Consider the following 20,416-nt stretch of genomic DNA (forward strand, 5'->3'; position numbering starts at 1 on the left):
CCGCCTGCGCATCCCTTCTCTCTATCGATCAACTTGTCAAAGATCCGGGCGATCCATCGGGGATCGCGACCGCCGAAGCGGCATTTTCAATCACTCCAGACACCAACCGCGAGCCGTCCCAAAACCCTTGGGCCGAAGCTCACCGTGTCATCCGGGAAGATATTGAACCGCGAAGCGTCGTCCGCGTTTCGTACCTTCTATCTAGCAGGCCGTTCGAGCTTCGTCAACCCGTTCAGCGAACTTTTTTCAGTAGTTCCGTTCGACCCAAGGGCTAAACGAAGAACTTGTGTTGATTTAGTAGTTTTCGCCGCCGAAAACAAGTTGAGCAATGCTGCCTGATCTTGTTCTTTGGCAATCGATTACTCGACCTGCACAAGCGTCCCATTTGGAGTTTACTGCTTCCGGGCTGTCCGTGAACCGCCCGGCTCCGTGTGGGAGGCGCCTTATATGGGGGTTCCGTGGCCGTGTCCAGATCAAAAATCATCCCATCCGCTTTTCCGCCGATCCGCCGTCACGCCTGAAGAAATCCATCAACTCGTTCAAATGCCCGGCCTGCCCGGTCAATGTCCGCGCGGCCTCGGCGCTTTGGATGGCCAGATCGGCGTTGCTCTGCGTCATCGTGTCCATCTAGGCGACCGCGCCGTGGATCTGCTCCAGCCGGGTGGCCTGTTCCCGCGTGGCGTTGACGATGGTGATGGCGCGATCGGCGACCACCGTGACGGATGCGGCGATCGCGTCCAGCGCCTTGACGGCGGCGGTCACCAGATCGACCCCACTGACCACATGGCCGCCACTCTCCTTCAGCAGCCGCTTGATGTCGCCCGACGCCTCCCCCGCCCTGCGGGCCAGCATGCGGACCTCCGCCGCGACCACGGCGAAGCCCCTGCCCTCCTCGCCGGCCCTCGCGGCCTCGACGGCGGCGTTGAGGGCGAGCAGGTTGGTCTGGAAGGCGATCTCGTCCATCAGCCCGATGATCTCGGCCGCCCGCTGGGACGACCGTTCGATCCTGTGCATGGCGCTGACGGCGTCCTCGGCCACCTGCCCCGCGGAGTTGGCGAGGCTCCGCGCCTCCTCGACCGAGCGGGAGACCTCGACGGCACTCTCGGCGTTGCCCCGCACCGATGCCGTGAGGTCGCGCATGGCCGTGGCGGTGCGCTCCAGGTGCTCCGCCTGTAATTCGGCGCTGCCGGCCAGATCGCGGCTGCCGTCGGCGATCTCCCCGGCGGTCCCGCCTATGCTGTCGGCGGCGGCGTCGATCTCCGCGACGATCCGGCCCAGGCGCTCGGCCATGCGATTGGTGTTGGTCTTGATCGTGGCGAAGACGCCTTCGAAGTCGTCCTCGATCCTGCGTTCCAGATCACCGCGGGAGATCGCCGACAGGACACCGTCGATCGCCGCCAGACTGGTGCTGACGGTCGCGGTCAGGTCGTTGATGCCGCCACACAGCAGGCCCATCGCCCCGTCGGTGACCTCCAGCCGGCGGCCGAAGTCGCCATGGGACGCCGCCTCGACCAAGCTGGTGATCTCGTGCTCGACCTCGCCCAGGATGCGGTCACGCTCCGTCATGTCGCCGACCGAGCGGTTGATCACCTCGGCCACGGCGCGATAGCAGCCCTTCAAGCCGGTCAAGGTGACCTTGCGGTAATAGAGCTTGCGGCTGGCGTGATCCATCGCGGCCCCGACCTCCCGGCTGAAGCAGTCGGCCAGATCCAGCACGTCGTTGACCCTGGTGAACAACTGGCGGAGGTCACCGCCCTCCGCGATCCCGGTGATCCGGTGATCGTAGTTGCCGGCCGCCGCCTCCGCGCACACCGCGTCCGCCTGATGGATCGCCCGCTGGATCCTGCCCACCATCAGGAGGATGCCGAAGGCGGCGCCCAGGGTCGCCAAGGCCGGCGGCACGATCCACCATGCCGGCGGAGCGTCGACCAGCGCCGGGGCCAGCGCCGAGACCAACATCGACGCCACCCCGGCCACCGCGGCGAGGACGGCCAGTCGCCTGATCCTAGAGAGAGAGAGGATGAACGCGTCATAGTCGCACCCCTTGCGCTCCAGCACCTCGTGAAGCATCGCGGTGGATGCCGCCATGCCGTCCTGGCGGCTGCCCGCCGCGGTCTCGACCTCGAGCATGCGGTCGTAAAGCGTCTCCACCGCCGCGATGGCGTCGCGCCTCGCCCAGCGCCGGAACGAATGATAGCCGGTGATGGCGCCGGACCGGTCGAAGCTGGGCGTGACATGGGCGAAGACCCAATAATGGTCGCCATCATGGGCCAGGTTCTTGACGTAGGCGAAGATCTCGCGACCGCTGGAGATGGCGTCCCATAGCAGCTTGAACACCGCGCGCGGCATCGCCGGATGGCGGATCATGCTGTGGGGCTGGCCCAGCACCTCCTCCTCCGTGTAGCCGGCGATCCTCAGGAAGACGGAGTTGGCATAGGTGATCCGGCCCTTGAGGTCGGTCTTGCTGACGATGATCTCGTCCTCACCAAACATCCGTTCGCGCCCGGTCGGGGCCGCGTCGTCCTTCCCGCACGGTTCGCCATTTGGTTGTCCCCTTCGCTATCAGGACATCCTTATACACGAACACGAATATATGACATTTGATCTAAATCAAGCTGTCTCGGGTTGAACTCCCGGGTTGGGCGTCAGGCGGCCTCGAACAGGCTGGAAGGCACCGTCAGCGAGATACGGGCGCGGCCATCCCGTTCGCCCAATCCGATGCGGGCCTCGAGCTGGTCGGCCAAAGCCGCCATGACGGCTGGACCCAAGCCATAGCGGCCTCCGACGCGCGGCGGCCCGGTGGCCGGATCGCGGTCGAACTCGAAATCCAGCGTCAGTCCACCCGATTCGTGGGTGATCCGAACGGTGAGACCGCCATCGGCCCCACCCTCGGTCTGGCCACCCTTGGGTACGGCGTCATCCGCGGCGGTGAACAGGATCTCGCCGATCAGGAGCCCCAGCGGACCGGCCAAATCCAGTTCGAGCGCCAGTGATCCGATGTCGGCCCCCCGCAGGAGTTGCCGGGCCGCGTCGAAATTCGGGACCAGACTGGTGCAGAGATCCACCAGATAGCCGTCGAACCTGACGCTGGTGATCCGTCGCGGCCCCAGCAAATTCCGGAACAGCAGGCCCAGGCCGTCGATCCTCTGCTGCGTCCTGCGGAAGCCATGCTTGAGATCGTCGTCCGGCATGCTCAGGGTTTGCAGATACAGGACGGTGCTGATGACCTGCAGATTGTTGCGGACGCGGTGGTGCAGCTCGCGGAGCAGGATCTGGCTCTCCGCCAGCGCGTCGCGCAGCGCCGCCTCCATGTCGCGGCGGGTCGTGATGTCGTGGGTGACCATGGAGAAACCCGCGAGTCCCCCGGCGTCGTCGCGCATCGCCGTGACCAGGATATCCGCTTGGAAGCGGGACCCATCCTTGCGGACGCGGACGTGCTCGCCATGGACGCTGCCGTCGGCGGCGGCCGAGGCCAGCATTGCGCCCACCCCGGCGCCCCCTCCGGCGCCCATCGCGGCGGGAGCGGGATCGGAACCGTCGGCGCCGGTCGCCGCGGCCGGATCGAGCAAGCCGGCGGGCTCCCCCAGGATCTCCGATTCGCAATACCCCAGCAGCCGTTCCGCCCCGGCGTTCCAGCTGGTCACCAGACCGGCCGGATCGAGCATCACGATGGCGTAGTCGCGCACCCCCTCCACCAGCAGGCGGAAGCGCTCCTCGCTCTCGCGCACGGTCTGGCGGTGGATCACCACTTGCTGGGCGCGCAACCTCAGCAGATTGCGGGCGCGGGTCTGGAACTCCCACGGATCGACCGGGCTGAGGATGAAGTCGGTCGCCCCCGCCTCCAACGCCTCGCGCCGGATCTCGTGGTCCTCGTAGGCCGTCACCACGATGACCGGGACATCGGCGGTGCTGGCCTGCCGCCGCAGTTCGCGGATGAAGCCGGCGCCATCCATCAACGGCATCTTGAAATCGGTGATGACGAGATCCGGCACCGTGCGCGAACAAGCCTCGAGCGCCTCGACCGGGTTGGGAAAGGCGGACACGGTGATGTCGTCGCCAACCGAGGACGCGAACTTGGTCAGGATCTTCCGATTGACGCTCCGGTCGTCGATGATGAAGACCTCGGCACCCATGATCGCGACCCCGGTTTCGGATACGGAAACCCTTAAGAAACTCACCGTTAAGACTGTCCCCTCAAGATCTCGGACCAGATGGCATTGGGCGCTCGCATATCAGGGCAACCCTCAAAAGGAGATGGGGGGAACGACTCACGCACAGGTCAGGTTCATCCTTGCTCCGTAAAACTTTATCGAACGTAGATACGAGTTTCGAGGCAATCCTTACGGAGGTAAATCTAGATCCCCCCCACCAATAAATCAAAGCCCGCTTTAGACCCGATAGATACGATTAACTGTTTCTTAGGGGAGTACCACCAAATATTGGGTGAGCGAGCGCCCGCGAAGACATTGGCACTTGGGCATCATATCCGGCTGTTACATTGCATTCTATGAAGTGATGGAGAAAGTCATGCTTGAGCGGATCAGCGGCCAGCTTCTCAACTCGGTTATGATTGAAAAGACCGCGGTCGTGCCGGAGCAACCGAGACAGGCTCCGCTGCATCTGGACCGGCAGTTCCGGGAACTGGACATCGACTTCGACGCAGGGAACGGGGTTTTCTGGTGCCGTTTCCGCTTCAGCGACCGCCCGAGCTTCACGCCCGGCGTTCTCCAGGAACTGCGGCGGGTCCGCCAGATGCTGGCGTCGCGCGGCGAGGCGACCGAGCCGCAGGTCAAATACGTGGTGCTGGGCTCCAGGATGCCGGGCGTCTTCAACCTGGGTGGCGATCTCGGGCTGTTCGCGGAACTGATCCGCCGCCGCGACCGCGACGCCCTGACGACCTACGCCCGCGCCTGCGTCGCCGAGATCCACGCCAACTCGATGGCGCTCGACCTCCCGGTCATAACCATGTCCCTGGTCCAGGGCGACGCGCTCGGCGGGGGCTTCGAGGCGGCGCTGTCCAGCAATGTGATCGTGGCCGAGCGGAGCGCCAAGTTCGGCCTACCCGAGGTGATGTTCAACCTGTTCCCCGGCATGGGCGCCTACAACTTCCTGGCCCGCCGCAGCAGCGCCGCCATCGCCGAGAAGCTGATCATGAGCGGCCGGGTCCACACGGGGGCCGAGCTGTTCGACATGGGCATCGTGGACGTGCTGGCGGAGGATGGCGAGGGCGAGGAGGCGCTGCTCGACTATGTCCGCAAGAACGGCCGCCGCCACGCCGCCCACCGCGCCATCTACCAAGCCCGCCAGCGGGTCAACCCGATCACCTTGCGGGATCTCAACGACATCACCGACCTGTGGGTCGACACCGCCCTGACCCTCGGCGCCTCGGACTTGAAGATGATGGAGCGGCTGGTGGCCGCCCAGGACCGCCGCCGCGCCCGCACCGGCGGCGGCGACGACTTGCGGCTGGGTGCCGTCGGCGATTAGGCCAATTCCCTCAGGCTGGCGCGGACCCGGACGAACTCCGCCTGGATATCGCGGACGCGCCGGTATCCCTGGTCGGTCAGGTTCTCCCGCGACAGATCCCGGCACGACAGCAGCATCCGCACCATGGGCGCGGCACCGACATAGGAGGCGCTGCTGCGCAGCGAATGGGCGTGGTCCTTGAAGGCGTGAAGGTCGCCGCACGCCCAGGCGTGCTCCAACTCGCCCAGCAACTCCTCGGCGTCGCGCACGAACTCGTCGGCGATTTGGGACAGGAACGCCGGATCGTCATCGACCGAGCGCAGGCGGTCGAGCGCCGTCACGTCGATGCTCGGCTCATCGAAGCCGGGGCCTTGATCCGAGAGCGACGGGAGCACGGGTCCCAGCGGCGGGAGATCGGCCGCGGCAGAAACCGCCGGGGTTGATCCGGCCGGTTCCGAATGGGCGTCGACCAGGCGCGCGATGGTCGAGAACAGCGCCTGGGGGTCGACCGGCTTGGTCAGGAAGGCGTCCATCCCAGCCTCGGCGCACTGACGCCGCGCCGCTTCGGTCGCTTCCGCCGTCAAGGCCACGATCGGGAGATGCGGCCGGTCGGTATGGGTGAAGCGGTACATTCGGGCGACATCCAGGCCGCTGACCGCCGGCATGTTCATGTCCATCAGCACGATGTCGAATCGGGTGCGGTCGAGCAGGTCGAGCGCCTCGTCGCCATCGGACGCGAAGATGGCGTCGTGTCCGGCCCGTTGCAGGATCTTCTCGATCACCCGCCGGTTGATCGCGTTGTCCTCGGCGACCAGGATGCGGCAGCGCCGGCCAAGGCGCTCCAGAGGGATCGAGGGATTGGCGGCTCCCGCCGCGATAACGGCCAATCCCCCCGCGACCTCCAGCGCCTTCGCCACCTGCCCGCCCTCGTCGGAACAGCTCAGCACCAGCTCCGCGCGCCATCCCCGGGCTCGGCGCACCGCCTCCATCGGCGGGGCTCCCACCAGCACCACGACGGCGCGCTCCACCCCCTCGCCGCTTTCCAGCCAAGCTTCCAGGGCGTTGGTCTGGTCGTCCAGCGCGTCGACGGGGATCAGCAGGACGGGAGAGCCTTCGCCCGCGCGGAGCGCCGTGGACAGCAGGGCGTCGGCATCCAGCGAATCGGTGATGCCGCCGGTCTCCCCGCCGGTCTCCCCGACGGTCGGTCCGCCCCTGTCCGAATCGAGGGCGGCCCTGATGGCGGTGACCCGAGCGGGAGCGCCGACCGTCACCGGCAGCGCCGTCACGGGCAGGCTCGCCGCCGCGCGGACCGGGCTCTCCGCCCCATCCAGGTTGGAAGGCAGGTTCAGGGGCAGCGTGATCCAGAACTCGCTACCCCGATGAAGCTCGCTCGCCACGCTGATGGTGCCGCCCATCAACTCGATCAATTGGCGCGAGATCGCCAGCCCCAGACCCGTGCCGCCATAGCGCCGGTTGATGTCGTCCTCGGCCTGCGTGAAACGGTCGAAGATGCGGTCCAAATGCTGGGGGGCGATGCCGATGCCGGTGTCGCTGACCCGGAATTCCAGCACCACCCGGCCCCCCACCCGCTCCGGAGCGCCCTTGATCATCCGCACCGACAGGGTGACATCGCCGTCCTCGGTGAACTTGACGGCGTTGGCGAGCAGGTTGGTCAGCGCCTGCTGGAGCCGCCGATCATCGCCGATCACCCGGCGCGGCACGGCCGAGTCGATCGCCAGGCGCAATGTCAGCCGCTTCGCCCTGGCCTGCCCGCGCAGCATCAGCCGCGTGTCGTGCAGCACGCGGTGGAGATCGAACGGACCGGTATCGATGGCGAGCTTGGCTTCCTCCAGTTGCGAGAAGTCCAGCACATCGGTGATCAGCGACAGCAGTTGCTTGGCCGACGCGTTGATGGTGGCGCCCATCTCCCGCTGCTCGCCGTCCAGCCGGGTGTTCATCATCATGTCGCCCATGCCGATGATCGCGGTCAGCGGCGTCCGAAGCTCGTGGCTGACGGTCGCCAGGAAGCGGCCCTTGGCCCGGTTGGCAGCCTCGGCCTGGACCTTGGCCTCGGTCAGCTGGCGGATCAGGCGGGCGACATAGGCCGGCAGGACCACCAGCGCCGCCAGCAATCCATAGGAGACATGGGGAATCTCGAGCCAGAACGGCGTGACGTGGATGACCCAGGCGAAGCCGATGGCGCCCAGCACCGCCGACGACATCAGGAAGCGGGGGCCATACCGGAAGCCATTGCCGAAGGTGACCCACAGGTAGATCAGGTACCAGGGCGCCGCGATGTCGCCGCCGATCTGGAGGAAAGCGCTGACCATCGTCATGTCGAGCAGGTTGCCGACCAGCCGGCGCGGCACGGAGGGCGCCGGTTCCAGCAACAGGTGGACCAGCAGCAGCCAAGCCCCCGCGAACACCGTCGGCAGGATCAGGACCGACCACACCAGATGGTCGGCGGCGCCGCCCGCCAGGATCAGGGACAGGACATAGGCCAGGATCAGGCTGACCAGCAGGATTCGGATGACGATCTGCTCGTGCTCGCTGTCGGAACGCGCGGCCAGCAGACGGCGCATCCCGGCGAGCCGCATCCGGAAAGCCAACAAGCCAGCCAAGGCCGGCGGCGCCACCAGTGTCGTGACCAGGCCGGCGCCCTCGAGCGGGGCCGAGGACCACAACCCAGCCTCCCTCAGCACGAATTCGAATCCACCGATGCCGAACACCGCGCAGATCAGCAGGATCACGCACCAGGAATGAATCACCGTCCTCCGTCGTCTTTCCGGCCGCGTCATCCGCGAAGGATGTCGGCGCGACCGTCCCGTCACCGTTGCTCGTGACCGCCGTGATTGTGGGGGAGCGGCGGGACCGGCGCAACCGCGCGCGGGGTATGCTAAACTTGCCGCCATGTTCGAGATCACATTCCTGGGCACCGCGGCCAGCGTTCCCTCCACCAGCCGCGGCCTCTCCTCCCTACTGGTGGAACACGGCCGGCAGCGTTTCATGATCGATTGCGGCGAAGGCACCCAACGCCAGTTGATGGCGAGCGGGCTGGGATTCCGACGGCTGGACACCATCCTGCTGACCCACGGGCATCTGGACCACCTGCTGGGATTGGGTGGTCTGGCCGGCACGCTGAACCTATGGCGCGCCACCGAGCGGCTGGCGATCCACGCTGGCCCCGCCCCCTTGCGGCTGGCCCGCCGGCTGCTGGAGGATGTCGTGTGGCCAGACGCCTCACCGCGTTTGGCGCTGGAGTGGCGCGAGCTGGCGCCCGGACCGTTCGTCACGGGACCGGAACTGACCGTTTCGGCTTTTCCGGTCCGGCATGCCGCGCCCGACTGTTTCGGCTTCCTGTTCGAGGAGACGCCGCGCAGGCATCTGATCGCCGAACGACTCGACGCGCTGGGCGTACCGGCCGGTGGGGAGCGTGGCCGGCTGGCCCATGGTGAGGCGGTCACCCTGCCGGACGGCAGGCGGGTCGAGCCAGAGGAGGTGATGGGGTCCGAGCGGATCGGCCGCAGGGTGGCGGTGGTCGGCGACACCGAGAGCACCGACGACCTGCTGGAACACGTAAGGGGCGTCGACCTGCTGGTGATCGAGGCGACCTTCCTGGACCAGGACCGCGACAAGGCCAAGGCGCGCAGCCACCTGACGGTGGGCCAAGCGACCGCGCTGGCCCGGGACGCCGGTGTCGGCGAGCTATGGCTGAACCACCAATCCCCCCGCTATCCGGCGGGCGCGGTGGAACGGGAGGCCAGGGCCGGGTTCGGCAATGTCCACGTCGCCGCCGACTTCGACCGCGTCACGGTCGGGTGAGGGGAACCACATCGGGCGGGTCATGTTGGGGGAGACGATCAAGGTTGACCGGCTCGACCGGTAACACCCCAGGAGAATCCCATGGCCGACACCACCGTGACGAAAGTCGCCTCCGCCCACTCGCCCAAAGGGGAACAGGGTCAGAAATATCTGGCATCCGGCAAAAGCCTGTCGATGCGCCTCTGGCAGGATGAACAGCCCGCCGACGCCAAGCCGGCGACCACCCGCGAGTACGAGACCGTCGGCTATGTCGTGTCCGGCAGCGCCGAACTCCACATCGAGGGCCAAATGGTCAAGCTGGAGGCCGGTGACAGCTGGGTCGTCCCGAAAGGCGCCAGCCACACCTACAAGATCTTGGAAGCCTTCACGGCAGTCGAGGCGACCAGTCCGCCGGCCGAGGTCCATGGCCGCGAATAGGGGCCGGGGTCCATCTCGCGAATAGGGGCCGGGGTCCATCTCGCGAATAGCGGCCGAATCGGCTCCTGAGGCGTTTACCGGAGCGCACCGGAGACAAGATCGGGAGAGAGGGTGATGAGGATCATCTACAGTTATGAGGGCGAGCGCGACGAAGGGCTCGAAGGTTCCGTCCTAAAGGACATCGGCGAACGCTTCGGACAGGTCGGCGCGACCGGCAGCCATTCCGGCGAGGACGGTCTGACGACCGTGACGCTGGATCTCGGCGCCGGCCAGCACTGGCGGGAAGTGGTCGACGCCTTGGAGCGGCGGGGCGATCTGGTCGAGGTCGCCGGCGAGTCGTTCGGCGAAGGGGCCTGACCCATGGCCAACCGATTGGCTACCGCCCTGCCCGTGATCCTGGCCTTGCCCTTGGCCCTATCCGCCTGCTCCACCCCCGATCAACCGGTGCGCCTGCCGGCGGCCGTGACGATCACTCATCCGGCCGATGGCCGATCCGATCTGGCGATCGACACCGAGGCCGAGGGCATCTGCCGGCAGTGGGGCCGTGGCGCCTCGGTGGTCGAGCGGTACGAGAACGAGTCCCGGAACAGCAAGGTGTCGGCCTATACCTGCGTCGCCGGCTGATGCCTTGATCCGATCAGGTCCCGAATGTCCGGGACGCCGCCGCGACGCGTGCGGCGGTGGTCAGCCAGCATAGTGCGCCGAAGACCCAAGCCAGGGGCGCGAAGGCGGTGGGGAATAGGCAGATCACGACGAACAGGGCAATGGTTTCGGCGCCTTCGGTGATCCCGCCAAGGTAATACAATGACTTGGCTCCCCGGATCTCGGTGGTGATGCCACGTTTGGCGGCCATGATCGCGTAGGCGAGGAACGACGAGCCGGTGCCGACGAAGCTGAAGATCAGGAACGCGGCCGGCAACGCGTCCTCCGGCCGTCCCACCGCGACGAAGAAGACCACGCCCGAGTAGAACAGGAAATCGCAGACGATATCCAGGTATCCACCGAAGTCGGTGGCACCCGCGTGCCGCGCCACGGCGCCATCCAGGCCGTCCATGACCCGGTTCAGCAGGATCAGGACCAGGGCGGTGCCATATGCCCCCAGCGCCAGGGCGGGAAAGGACGCGGCGCCGACCAGGAAACCCGCCAGCGTCACGGCATCCGCGCCGACGCCACGCCGGGCCAGCGCGGCGCCGATCCGGTTGAGCGGCGGATCGATCAGCGGGCGCAGGCGGGCGTCGAGCATGGCTGTCGATCAGGGATGGCGATCAGGGAAGGATGGGATCGCCCGACTCCCGGTCGGGCTCCCGCCCCGTCCCGCCTTGGGCCTCCGCGTGCAGCAGTTCCGCCTCATGCCGCAGGCGGCGGTACTGTCGGAAGCTGAACGGCAGGCTGATCAGATAGGCGATGCCGATCATCGCCAAGGTCAGCCAGGGAGTGCTGACCAGCATCGCCGCGATGATGCCGACGGCGGCGAGCAGCGGGATGACGTATTTCTGCGGAACCCGGATGCCCTTGAACGAGAAGGTCGGCCATTGGCTGACCATCAGCAGCGCGATCACCACCGCCCATAGCCCCACGAAAAACGGATGGCCGAACACCGTCGGCCCCGCCTCGAACGAGATCACCAGCGGCAACAGCACCAGACCAGCGGCGGCGGGGGCCGGCACGCCCGTGAAGTAGTTGTAGGCGTAGGGCGGCAGGTCGCTGTCGCCAAGCTTGCTGTTGAACCGGGCCAGCCGCAGGGCGGCGCAGACGCTGAACGTCAGCACGGCCAGCCAACCCGGCGTCCCGGCGCCGGCCAGCACCCAGAGATAGAGCGTGATGGCGGGGGCGACGCCGAAGCTGACGACATCGGACAGGCTATCCAACTCCTCGCCGAACCGGCTCTGACCGTTCAGCAGGCGGGCGATCCTGCCGTCCAGCGCGTCGAACACGGCGGCGATCATCACCGAGAATACCGCCGCCTCGAACCGTCCCTGGATCGCGAAGCGCATGGCGGTGACGCCGGCGCACAGCGCCAGCATGGTCAGCATGTTGGGCAGCAGCCTGTTGATCGACAGGCCGCGCAGGCGGGGCGGACGGTTGCCGCGGCGGCGGAGGCGTTCGGCGCGCGTGTTCATGTCAGCGGACCTCCCCTAGCCGGGCCGGTTCGGTCGACTCGAGGTCGGCGATGATCGTCTCTCCCCCGATCGTGGTCTGGCCGACGATCACCTTGGGCTGGACGCCGTCGGGCAGGTAGATGTCGGTCCGGCTGCCGAAGCGGATCAGGCCATAGCGTTCGCCCGCGGTCACCGTCTGGCCGGGCTTGAGATGGCAGATGATGCGCCGCGCGACGAGGCCGGCGATCTGGACGAAGGCGATCTCCCGTCCATCCTCCAGCCGCAGCCGGATCGCCATCCGCTCGTTCTCCTCGCTCGCCTTGTCCAGCGCCGCGTTGAGGAACTTGCCCTTGTGGTAGGCCGCCGCCTCCACCGTGCCAGCCGCCGGGGTGCGGTTGACGTGGACGTTGAAGACGTTGAGGAAGATGCTGACCCGCAGGCGCGCCTGTTCGCCCATGCCCAATTCGGGCGGTGGGACCGCCGGTACGATCATCTGAACGGTCCCATCGGCCGGGCTGACCAGCAGTCCGGGCCGGGTCGGCACCACGCGGTCGGGATCGCGGAAGAAATAGACGCACCACGCGGTCAGCAGCGCCCCGATCCAGCCGAGAGGCTGGGAAATGTAGGCCAGGACGGCGGTGGCCGCAGCGAAGAGCGCGATGAACGGCCAACCGGCTCGGTTGATCGGAACGACGACGGATTGCAGTGCGGACATGGTCGAAGGCTGATTCCTGCGAGTGGGCCGGCGGCCAGTGGGCCGCCGACGGATGGGCTGGTGGCGGGTTGGCCGGACCCCGATACTTATGGCACCGGAGCGGACATGCAAACCACTTCAACCGTGCGGCGGTCTGTCTTTACCCGATTTTAAGCCGAAAAACGCGATTGTGGCCGCTGGCGACGGCGCCTCGCGCGGTCCACACCATCCATTCCGGAGCGCGCGAAACATGCAGGCAATCGCCGAAGTCTCCCAGGCGGCGCTGCCCTTGAGGCTGGGGACCGTCCACGTCAACTCGGACGGGCTGCTGGGCATCGCGGCGGCGCCCTCCCCCTCCAACCAGCGGTTCGTGCTGGATGACCTGATGTTCCACATCTCCACCACCCCACTGGGCGCCGAGTTCGGCTTTGGCACCCGGTTCCGCATCTGGGCGGAGATCGGCTGGGTGCCCTACACGGCGCAATCGCCGCGGGCGCGCCGCGACGTGCTGGCGATCCTGCGCGCCTCGCGGCATCTGGAACGGTCCTGCTTCGTGATCGACGAAGGCCAGAAGATCCTGGTTATCGGCGAATCGCGGGTCGATGAGCACATCGACGTGACCGGCCTCGTCCAAGAGACGCTGATGTTCCTCCAGGAAGTCAGGCCGTACTTGCGAATCCTCGCCGATCACCTGTGACGCGGCAGGTTCAGTTGGGCCGGTTCAGTTGGTCCGGGGCACGCCGAAGATCTGGCCTGGATAGATCAGGTCCGGGTCGCGGATCTGATCCAGGTTGGCCTCGTAGATCTGGCTGAACCGGATGCCTGTACCATAGGTCCGGCGCGCGATCCGCCACAGGCTATGTCCCGGCTGCACCACCACGGTTTGGCCCGCCGCCAGGATTGGATTGTGCTCCGCCATCTGGAACGGGATCTCGGCGCGCGCCGCCACCCGCCCGTCCTCGGCCACTTGGTCGGCGCGCAGCGCGTAGCGGCCGGACCGCACGGGCTGGTCCGGTGTCAGCGCCCAGCGGCCGTCCGCGGCCGCGATGGCGTGGCCGATCAGGATATTGTCGAGATAGACCTGCACCCGGCACCGGGCCGGCGCGCGGCCACCGATGTTGACCTGTCCGTCCACCCCATAATCGACGATGTCGACCGTGACGCCGCCGGGTGGTGGCGGCGCCATGCCGACGCGGTCGTCGGGACGCCTTCCCGTTCCCGGCATCGGCGCCGGCGGCGCCTGAAGCACCGCCGAGACGCCCGCCCCGTCGCGGGGGACCGCCAGCGCCAGCGCGCCGGACCGGTCGGGAGACGGACGGCCGGCGAGGTCGTGGGCGGGTTCCGGCAGCACCAGCACGACCACGTCGTCGGACCGCACCGGCTCCGCCGCCGCCGGTGCCCGAGCCGATAGGCTGAGTTCGCGGCCACCCGGCTTCAGCGCTTCGTCCGGCAGCAGCACCCACTCGCCGCGCTGGTTGGCGACGGTTTCGCCAATCACCTTGACGCCATCAAGGACCGTGACGGTGGAATGCGGCTGGGCCCGTCCGGCGATGACCGCGTTACCCTGCGGACTGACACGGACGACATCGAAGCCGGGCGACGATCCGGCCTTGAGCTCCGGAGCTGGCGCGGTGGCGGCCAGTGCCGTCTCACCGCGCGGATCGATGGAGGCGAGCGATGATTCGGAAGCCGATTGGAGGGGCACCTGGGCCGCCTGCGAAGGTGCCGGCGGTGACACCGGTTCCCGCGCGCTGGTCGCGACGGACGAAACCGCTCCGATCACCGGACCGTCGTTCCGGTCGAGCCACGTCAAACCCGTCGCGGCGCCCAGCAGGCCCACGCCGATGCCACCTATGATGAGCGCTCTTTTCACGGTTGCCCCGCTTGCCGCTCTCCGAACCTTCTGTCCGTCGTCCGACACGCATTCTATTCGGTCTAGATCAGGATGCATAGAAGTTAAGTCAATAGCCGATATCGCATCAGCCGGAATCATGACCCGTCATTGGCCGCCATGGCGTGTCGAGGTCCCTTGGAATCGAAGGTTGGGCCGGGACCGCCGGTGAGGGACTGGCGGTTGGGGCCCCATCGTGAGAAGCTTGGCGGCACGGACGGATCGACCGTTGGTGGCAGCCGCCAGTCGCGGCCCGGCCGCCGCGGTCCGCAAAGGTGATGGAATGAAGGACCTATTTTCGATTTGCGTCTATTGCGGCTCGTCCAGCCGGGTGAGCGACACCTATAAGGACGCCGCCCACGAGCTTGGCACGGAACTGGGAAGGAAGGGCCACCAGCTGGTCTATGGCGGCGGCAGGGTCGGCCTGATGGGAATCGTCGCCGACGCGACGCTGGCGGCAGGCGGGTCGGTCGTCGGCATCATCCCCGAGCATATCCAGGTGCTGGAGGTCGAGCACACCGGCCTGACCGAGTTGCTGGTCGTCGACAGCATGCATACCCGCAAGAACATGATGGTCGAGCGGTCCGACGCTTTCGTGATCCTGCCCGGCGGACTGGGCACGCTGGACGAGACGTTCGAGATCCTGACGTGGAAGCAACTGCGCCTGCACGACAAGCCGGTCGTCGTCGTCAACATCGACGGCTATTGGAACCCGCTGGAGGAGTTGCTCGACCACATGATCGCCGAGGGCTTCGCCCAACCGGCCCACCGCAAGCTGTTCACCGTCGTGACGCGGGTGGAGGACGTGCTGCCGGCCCTGTCGGCGCAGCCGGAGCCGACGATCGATCCCGAGACCAAGTGGCTTTGACGCCCTCGCCGGGCGCCTGACGGGTTCCCCGCCGGAAGCCCGCCTGCGACCTGCGCGCGCTCTCGCCAAGTGCGTCTTCTTATGACGGGGGGACGGTGCTATAAGTCGCGCCGTCCAAACTTCTGGCACGCCGCGCGACGTCTCCTGAACCGCCAGTCCACGGCGGTATCCAGGGCGCCCAAGAATCACACACTACCCGCTCCAACCGGGAGAATCACACATGGCAAAGATCAAGGTCGCTAACCCGGTCGTCGAACTCGACGGCGACGAGATGACACGGATCATCTGGCAGTTCATCAAAGAGAAGCTGATCCTGCCCTATCTCGACATCGAGCTGAAATACTACGATCTGGGCATGGAGAGCCGCGACAAGACCGGGGATCAGGTCACCGTAGACGCGGCGAACGCCATCCAGCAATACGGCGTCGGCGTCAAATGCGCGACGATCACCCCGGACGAGGCGCGCGTCAAGGAGTTCGACCTCAAGAAGATGTGGAAGTCGCCCAACGGCACGATCCGCAACATCCTGGGCGGCACCGTCTTCCGCGAGCCGATCATCTGCTCGAACGTTCCCCGTCTGGTGCCCGGCTGGACCAAGCCGCTGATCATCGGCCGCCACGCGTTCGGCGACCAGTACCGCGCGACCGACTTCCAGGTTCCCGGCCCCGGCAAGCTGACCATGACGTTCACGCCCGATGGCGGCGGCGATCCGGTCACCTACGACGTCTTCCAGTTCCCGGAAGCCGGCGTGGCGATGGGCATGTACAATCTGGACGAAAGCATCCGCGGCTTCGCCCGCGCCTGCATGAACTATGGCTTGTCGCGCAAGCTGCCGGTCTACCTGTCGACCAAGAACACGATCCTGAAGGTCTATGACGGCCGCTTCAAGAACCTGTTCGAGGAGGTCTTCGAGGCGGAGTTCGCGGAGGAGTTCAAGAAGCAGGGCCTGACCTACGAGCACCGGCTGATCGACGACATGGTCGCCAGCGTCATGAAGTGGGACGGCGGTTTCGTCTGGGCCTGCAAGAACTACGACGGCGATGTCCAATCCGACACCGTGGCGCAGGGCTTCGGCTCCCTGGGCCTGATGACCTCCGTGCTGCTGAGCCCCGATGGCAAGACGGTCGAGGCCGAGGCGGCGCACGGCACCGTGACCCGCCATTACCGCGAGCACCAGAAGGGCCGCGAGACTTCGACGAACCCGATCGCGTCCATCTTCGCCTGGACGCAGGGCTTGGCCTATCGTGGCCGGTTCGACAACACCCCCGAGGTCACCCGGTTCGCCGAGACCCTGGAGAAGGTGTGCGTCGACACGGTCGAGGCCGGCTTCATGACCAAGGATCTCGCGATCCTGATCGGTCCGGAACAGCCTTGGCTGACGACCAAGCAGTTCCTCGACAAGCTCGACGAGAACCTGACCAAGGCGATGGCCGAAGCGGCCTGATCCGCTCGCCCCAAGACCTTCGTTCAAAGGCGACCCCGCCCGATTCGTTCGGGCGGGGTTGCTTTTTTGTGCTTGACGGGTAAATCTAGGCAAGTTCTCGCGATATGGTGTAAGCCGGACGCGCGGTGATACCGGCGGGATATATGTGTCCGCCGTGCAGAGGAATTGCAAAGATGCCACACAAGATCAGAATCGCGATTGTCGGGGCAGGTGAAACCGGCGCACCACTGCTGGAACAGCTGCTTTCAGCGGACTTCGTCAAGATTGTCGGGATCGCGGACTTGGATGACAAGGCTCCAGGCATTGTATTGGCACAGTCGAAAGGTGTCAGGACCTATGGCGATTTCATGGATCTCGCCCGTCTTGGCGAAGATATCGATATACTCATCGACGTCACTGGTGTTCACAAGGTTCGGGATGGATTACGGCAGTACATGCGTGACTCTGATAATCACCATACCGTGATCATGCATGAGCTGATCGCCGTCCTACTACTCTCCCTATCCAAAGGAGAGCTGGTACGGATCAAACATGGTGACTTGGATTATTAACCAGTGTTTAGTGATTTGATCTATCGCTCGATTATGTGATTATGGGGCGGGGCATGGGTGGCGCGAGCCGTGATTACCCCGCTGTTGTGTCGTTTGTACGGTCGAGCCGATCCTGTGGGTCTGTCCGCGAAGCTTGTGGAAAACGTTTGTTTTCGGCAGGTTACTCCTCGTTCTGGATGTTACGGACTAGCCTCCGTTCTTCGGATCGGATAGGAACCGTGCCCGCGCCGTATGTGTTTTCAGCATTGGACTCTCGCGTGTACGCGTTACGTTGATGCACCAATTCAGCTCAAGGGAGAAGGTCGTGCGCCTTAATCAAATCGCTGCCTCGGGCGTCTTTGCGTTCCTGGCGATGTCGGTCGTTGCGCCCGCCAGCGTACTGGCTCAAAGCGTCTCGGAAAAGTGCAACACGGTGGTCGACTCCACCGGCAAGCCCGTGATCGCGGCCAACAACACCGCCGTTCTCCACGCCGGAAGCTATGACTGCCCGCCGCCTCCGGCAGCCGCCGCCGCTCCGGCCGCGGCCGTTCCGCCCGCCGCTCCGCTGGCGAACGCCGTGTACTTCGTGTTCTTCGACTTCGACAAGTCGGCCATCACGCCGGCCGCTCAGGACATCCTGAACACGGTCGTCACCGATGCCCGCCGGACCAACGCCGCCCGCCTGAACGTGCTCGGCCACACCGACACCTCGGGCTCGCCGGCCTACAACCAGCGTTTGTCGGAGCGTCGCGCCACCGCCGTGCGTGAGGCCCTGGTGCAGCGTGGCGTCCCGTCGACGCAGATCACGACCCGCGGCGTCGGCGAGAGCCAGCCGCTGATCGCGACCGGCGACGGCGTGCGTGAGCCGTCGAACCGTCGCGCCGAGATCCGCTTCCAATAATCGAGCGGTTCTCAAGCGACTTCGGTCCGCTCCTTCCCGACGGGGATGAGCGGACCACGGAAGGGGCACCTCGCGGTGCCCCTTTTTGTTTGCCGAAATGCCGCGCGATTCGGATGACGAAAGTTGAAACCGGGAAGCCGGGCAAAAAAAAGCCCGCCGACAGGGCCGGCGGGCTTTCGTTGGGTCCACGGATGTGGGATCAGGCGGCGCCGACCTTGCGTTCGCGGTCGTCGTCGCGCTTCTTCGAACTGGGCTGGTAGGCGATCGCGGCGTGCTCGGCGCAATAGGGCATGCCAGGCTGGGCGGTCTTGCCGCAGAAGTGGAAGTCGGCGTGCTTGGGATCGCCGACCGGCCACTTGCACATGCGCTCGGTCAGGGCGAGGATCGTGGCGCCGCGTGACGGCTTCTTCTTGATCGGGGAGGGCCGACCCGAAAGGCCAAGGCGATGGGCCTTGCCGATCACGGCGTTGCGGGTGACATCACCAAGGGTATCCGCGATCTCGCTCGCGCTCATCCCCTGACCCCAGAGTTGCTTCAGGCGTTCCACCCGTTCGTCAGTCCAACTCATTGTGCCGTCTCCACTCATCCGGGTCCCTATTATTTGTTGCCGACAGGAGTATGGTGGGCCGCATATGGCGTGCCGCTTTCCATAAAAACCTATATCTAGTGCCGACGCGGAAACAAGCTACCAGATAAGCTTGCCCATGCCTAGAGGGTTGCTGTTACAATTATATGCGAAGGTGGTAAATCCTTTGTTTATTTCCCAGGGGCGGTCAAGTCTTCCCAAGGGTTGAAAGCGTTGGCCGCTTGTCCCGGATTGACTTGATGAAGCGCATATTACCCAATCATTCCAAGGGAATACAGGAGAAGTCGCGAAGCTGTCCGATCGCCGCGATCCGGTTTTCGTCCCAGGCGAGGTTCGCTCCGCCGGCACCCGACCGAAAAATTCCGCCCCCCCCACCGACCTTCGACAAACAAAACAGCTCGACACCGTGACCTCCCAGACACGCCACCGATCCATCACCGGCCCCCAATCACCGGCTCAGCTCGCGCATCCCCGCGTCCAAGCCATCCAGCGTCAGGGGATACATGCGTCCGCCCATCAGCCGCTGTAGGATCCGGGTGCTCTCGGTATAGCCCCAGTGGCGTTCCGGCGCGGGATTGAACCAGACGGAGCGGTTGTAGGTGGACAGCAGGCGCTGAAGCCAGACTTGCCCCGCCTCCTCGTTCCAGTGCTCGACGCTGCCTCCGGGATAGACGATCTCGTAGGGGCTCATGGCGGCGTCGCCGACGAAGACCAGCTTGTAGTCCGCCCCATAGGTGTGCAGCACGTCGAGCGTGGACATGCGTTCGGTGTGGCGCCTGCGGTTGTCGCGCCAGACGCCCTCGTAGACGCAGTTGTGGAAGTAGAAGTATTCCAGGTGCTTGAACTCGCCTCGCGCGGCCGAGAACAGCTCCTCGCAGATCCGGATGTGATCGTCCATCGAACCGCCGATATCGAGGAACAGCAGCACCTTGACGCTATTGTGCCGCTCCCGGACCATCTTGAGGTCGAGCGTGCCGGCGTTGCGGGCGGTCGAGCGGATCGTGTCGGGAAGGTCCAGTTCCTCCGCCGCGCCATCGCGGGCGAACTTGCGCAGCCGGCGGAGCGCCACCTTGATGTTGCGGGTGCCCAACTCGACCGTGTCGTCCAGGTTCTTGAACTCGCGTTTGTCCCAAACCTTGACGGCGCGGCGATGGCGGCTCTTGTCCTGGCCGATGCGGACACCCTCGGGATTGTAGCCATAGGCGCCGAACGGCGAGGTGCCGGCGGTACCAATCCACTTGGAGCCGCCTTGATGGCGCCCCTGCTGTTCCGCCAACCGTTGCGCCAAGGTCTCCATCAGCTTGTCCCAACCGCCCAGCGCCTGGATTTCCCGCTTCTCCTCCTCGGTCAGGTACTTCTCGGCGAGCTTCCTCAGCCACTCCTCGGGGATCTCGGCGGTGACGGGGTCGGTGCCATCTCCGGTGTTCTCCAGGCCCTTGAAGACGTGGCCGAAGACCTGATCGAACCGATCCAGGTTACGTTCGTCCTTAACGAGACAGGTGCGGGAGAGATAATAGAAGTCATCGACGCTGTACTCGGCGACGCCTTCGCGCATTGCCTGCATCAGCATCAGATATTCCTTGAGGGAGACCGGAACCTGCGCCTTGCGCAGTTCATAGAAGAAGTTGGTGAACATGGCTCGTCCGGGTGCCGCGCGCGGTAAAACGTCAGGGCCGCCATAGTGCCATGGATAGGGGA

21 protein-coding genes are annotated in these 20,416 nt (G+C 65.7%); 11 read left to right on the forward strand and 10 right to left on the reverse strand.

Going from position 1 to position 20,416, the window contains the following annotated elements; all coding sequences use genetic code 11:
- A partial coding sequence (locus N825_RS40130; RefSeq protein ID WP_211098422.1) for a hypothetical protein occupies positions 1-339 on the forward strand: 339 nt, incomplete at its 5' end.
- Positions 340-480: 141 nt separating this feature from the next.
- Here the strand turns inward: N825_RS40130 and N825_RS39225 are convergent.
- The 3 genes from N825_RS39225 to N825_RS28330 all read right to left on the reverse strand — a co-directional run bounded on the left by N825_RS39225 (position 481) and on the right by N825_RS28330 (position 4,178).
- Entirely contained in the window at positions 481-627 is a 147-nt protein-coding gene (locus N825_RS39225; protein WP_157619592.1) for a hypothetical protein, read from the reverse strand.
- Positions 628-2,493 carry a methyl-accepting chemotaxis protein gene (locus N825_RS40945; RefSeq protein WP_051513377.1) on the reverse strand — a complete coding sequence of 622 codons (1,866 nt, stop codon included), beginning with the start codon at positions 2,491-2,493 and terminating at the stop codon, positions 628-630.
- Positions 2,494-2,645: 152 nt separating this feature from the next.
- Positions 2,646-4,178 (reverse strand): response regulator, encoded by a 1,533-nt coding sequence (locus N825_RS28330; protein WP_157619593.1) that lies wholly within the window; start codon positions 4,176-4,178, stop codon positions 2,646-2,648.
- 349 nt (positions 4,179-4,527) lie between these two features.
- Here N825_RS28330 and N825_RS28335 point away from each other — a divergent pair, with 349 nt between their 5' ends.
- Positions 4,528-5,487 carry a crotonase/enoyl-CoA hydratase family protein gene (locus N825_RS28335; protein WP_198038930.1) on the forward strand — a complete coding sequence of 320 codons (960 nt, stop codon included), beginning with the start codon at positions 4,528-4,530 and terminating at the stop codon, positions 5,485-5,487.
- On the opposite strand, the gene N825_RS28340 is transcribed toward N825_RS28335, so the two are convergent.
- On the reverse strand, positions 5,484-8,234 hold the full coding sequence (locus tag N825_RS28340) for an ATP-binding protein (protein ID WP_157619594.1): 2,751 nt from the start codon (positions 8,232-8,234) through the stop codon (positions 5,484-5,486). The genes N825_RS28335 and N825_RS28340 overlap by 4 nt on opposite strands.
- A 142-nt stretch (positions 8,235-8,376) precedes the next feature.
- On the opposite strand from N825_RS28340, the gene N825_RS28345 reads away from it, so the two are divergent.
- The 4 genes from N825_RS28345 (at position 8,377) to N825_RS28360 (ending at position 10,329) form a co-directional block, all read left to right on the forward strand.
- Positions 8,377-9,288, forward strand: coding sequence for an MBL fold metallo-hydrolase (locus N825_RS28345; RefSeq protein WP_037459364.1), 912 nt, complete (start codon positions 8,377-8,379; stop codon positions 9,286-9,288).
- 81 nt (positions 9,289-9,369) lie between these two features.
- Positions 9,370-9,705: a cupin domain-containing protein gene (locus N825_RS28350; RefSeq protein WP_037459366.1), complete on the forward strand. Its 336-nt coding sequence runs from the start codon at positions 9,370-9,372 to the stop codon at positions 9,703-9,705.
- A 114-nt stretch (positions 9,706-9,819) separates the two neighbouring features.
- The gene (locus N825_RS28355) at positions 9,820-10,062 is read left to right on the forward strand and encodes a hypothetical protein (protein WP_037459367.1); all 243 of its coding nucleotides are present in this window, start codon (positions 9,820-9,822) and stop codon (positions 10,060-10,062) included.
- Between the two features lie 3 nt (positions 10,063-10,065).
- A complete protein-coding gene (locus tag N825_RS28360) occupies positions 10,066-10,329 on the forward strand; it encodes a hypothetical protein (protein ID WP_037459372.1) in 264 nt (87 codons plus the stop codon).
- A 13-nt stretch (positions 10,330-10,342) separates the two neighbouring features.
- Here N825_RS28360 and N825_RS28365 read toward each other — a convergent pair whose 3' ends face one another.
- The 3 genes from N825_RS28365 to N825_RS28375 are packed head-to-tail and all read right to left on the reverse strand — an operon-like array spanning position 10,343 to position 12,573.
- Positions 10,343-10,948 (reverse strand): CDP-alcohol phosphatidyltransferase family protein, encoded by a 606-nt coding sequence (locus N825_RS28365; protein WP_037459373.1) that lies wholly within the window; start codon positions 10,946-10,948, stop codon positions 10,343-10,345.
- Positions 10,949-10,970: 22 nt separating this feature from the next.
- The gene (gene pssA / locus N825_RS28370; RefSeq protein WP_037459374.1) at positions 10,971-11,825 is read right to left on the reverse strand and encodes a CDP-diacylglycerol--serine O-phosphatidyltransferase; all 855 of its coding nucleotides are present in this window, start codon (positions 11,823-11,825) and stop codon (positions 10,971-10,973) included.
- A 1-nt stretch (position 11,826) separates the two neighbouring features.
- Positions 11,827-12,573, reverse strand: a complete 747-nt coding sequence (locus N825_RS28375) for a phosphatidylserine decarboxylase (protein WP_281174387.1) — start codon at positions 12,571-12,573, stop codon at positions 11,827-11,829.
- Positions 12,574-12,748: 175 nt separating this feature from the next.
- Between N825_RS28375 and N825_RS28380 the strand changes: the two genes are divergently transcribed.
- Positions 12,749-13,195, forward strand: coding sequence for a hypothetical protein (locus N825_RS28380; protein ID WP_037459376.1), 447 nt, complete (start codon positions 12,749-12,751; stop codon positions 13,193-13,195).
- A gap of 24 nt (positions 13,196-13,219) precedes the next feature.
- Here N825_RS28380 and N825_RS28385 read toward each other — a convergent pair whose 3' ends face one another.
- Positions 13,220-14,371, reverse strand: a complete 1,152-nt coding sequence (locus N825_RS28385; RefSeq protein WP_037459381.1) for a LysM peptidoglycan-binding domain-containing protein — start codon at positions 14,369-14,371, stop codon at positions 13,220-13,222.
- Between the two features lie 301 nt (positions 14,372-14,672).
- On the opposite strand from N825_RS28385, the gene N825_RS28390 reads away from it, so the two are divergent.
- The 4 genes from N825_RS28390 (at position 14,673) to N825_RS28405 (ending at position 18,132) form a co-directional block, all read left to right on the forward strand.
- Positions 14,673-15,257: an LOG family protein gene (locus N825_RS28390; RefSeq protein ID WP_037459382.1), complete on the forward strand. Its 585-nt coding sequence runs from the start codon at positions 14,673-14,675 to the stop codon at positions 15,255-15,257.
- Between the two features lie 220 nt (positions 15,258-15,477).
- A complete protein-coding gene (locus N825_RS28395) occupies positions 15,478-16,701 on the forward strand; it encodes an NADP-dependent isocitrate dehydrogenase (RefSeq protein ID WP_037459384.1) in 1,224 nt (407 codons plus the stop codon).
- A 173-nt stretch (positions 16,702-16,874) separates the two neighbouring features.
- Positions 16,875-17,252: a Gfo/Idh/MocA family oxidoreductase gene (locus tag N825_RS28400; RefSeq protein ID WP_037459386.1), complete on the forward strand. Its 378-nt coding sequence runs from the start codon at positions 16,875-16,877 to the stop codon at positions 17,250-17,252.
- Between the two features lie 304 nt (positions 17,253-17,556).
- Positions 17,557-18,132, forward strand: coding sequence for an OmpA family protein (locus N825_RS28405; RefSeq protein WP_198038931.1), 576 nt, complete (start codon positions 17,557-17,559; stop codon positions 18,130-18,132).
- Between the two features lie 199 nt (positions 18,133-18,331).
- On the opposite strand, the gene N825_RS28410 is transcribed toward N825_RS28405, so the two are convergent.
- Positions 18,332-18,700, reverse strand: a complete 369-nt coding sequence (locus N825_RS28410) for a GcrA family cell cycle regulator (protein WP_037459387.1) — start codon at positions 18,698-18,700, stop codon at positions 18,332-18,334.
- Positions 18,701-19,166: 466 nt separating this feature from the next.
- Positions 19,167-20,354 (reverse strand): vWA domain-containing protein, encoded by a 1,188-nt coding sequence (locus tag N825_RS28415; RefSeq protein WP_037459395.1) that lies wholly within the window; start codon positions 20,352-20,354, stop codon positions 19,167-19,169.
- Positions 20,355-20,416 lie beyond the last annotated feature (62 nt).

Origin of the sequence: Skermanella stibiiresistens SB22 (assembly GCF_000576635.1) — a bacterium.
In the GTDB taxonomy this organism is placed as follows: domain Bacteria; phylum Pseudomonadota; class Alphaproteobacteria; order Azospirillales; family Azospirillaceae; genus Skermanella; species Skermanella stibiiresistens.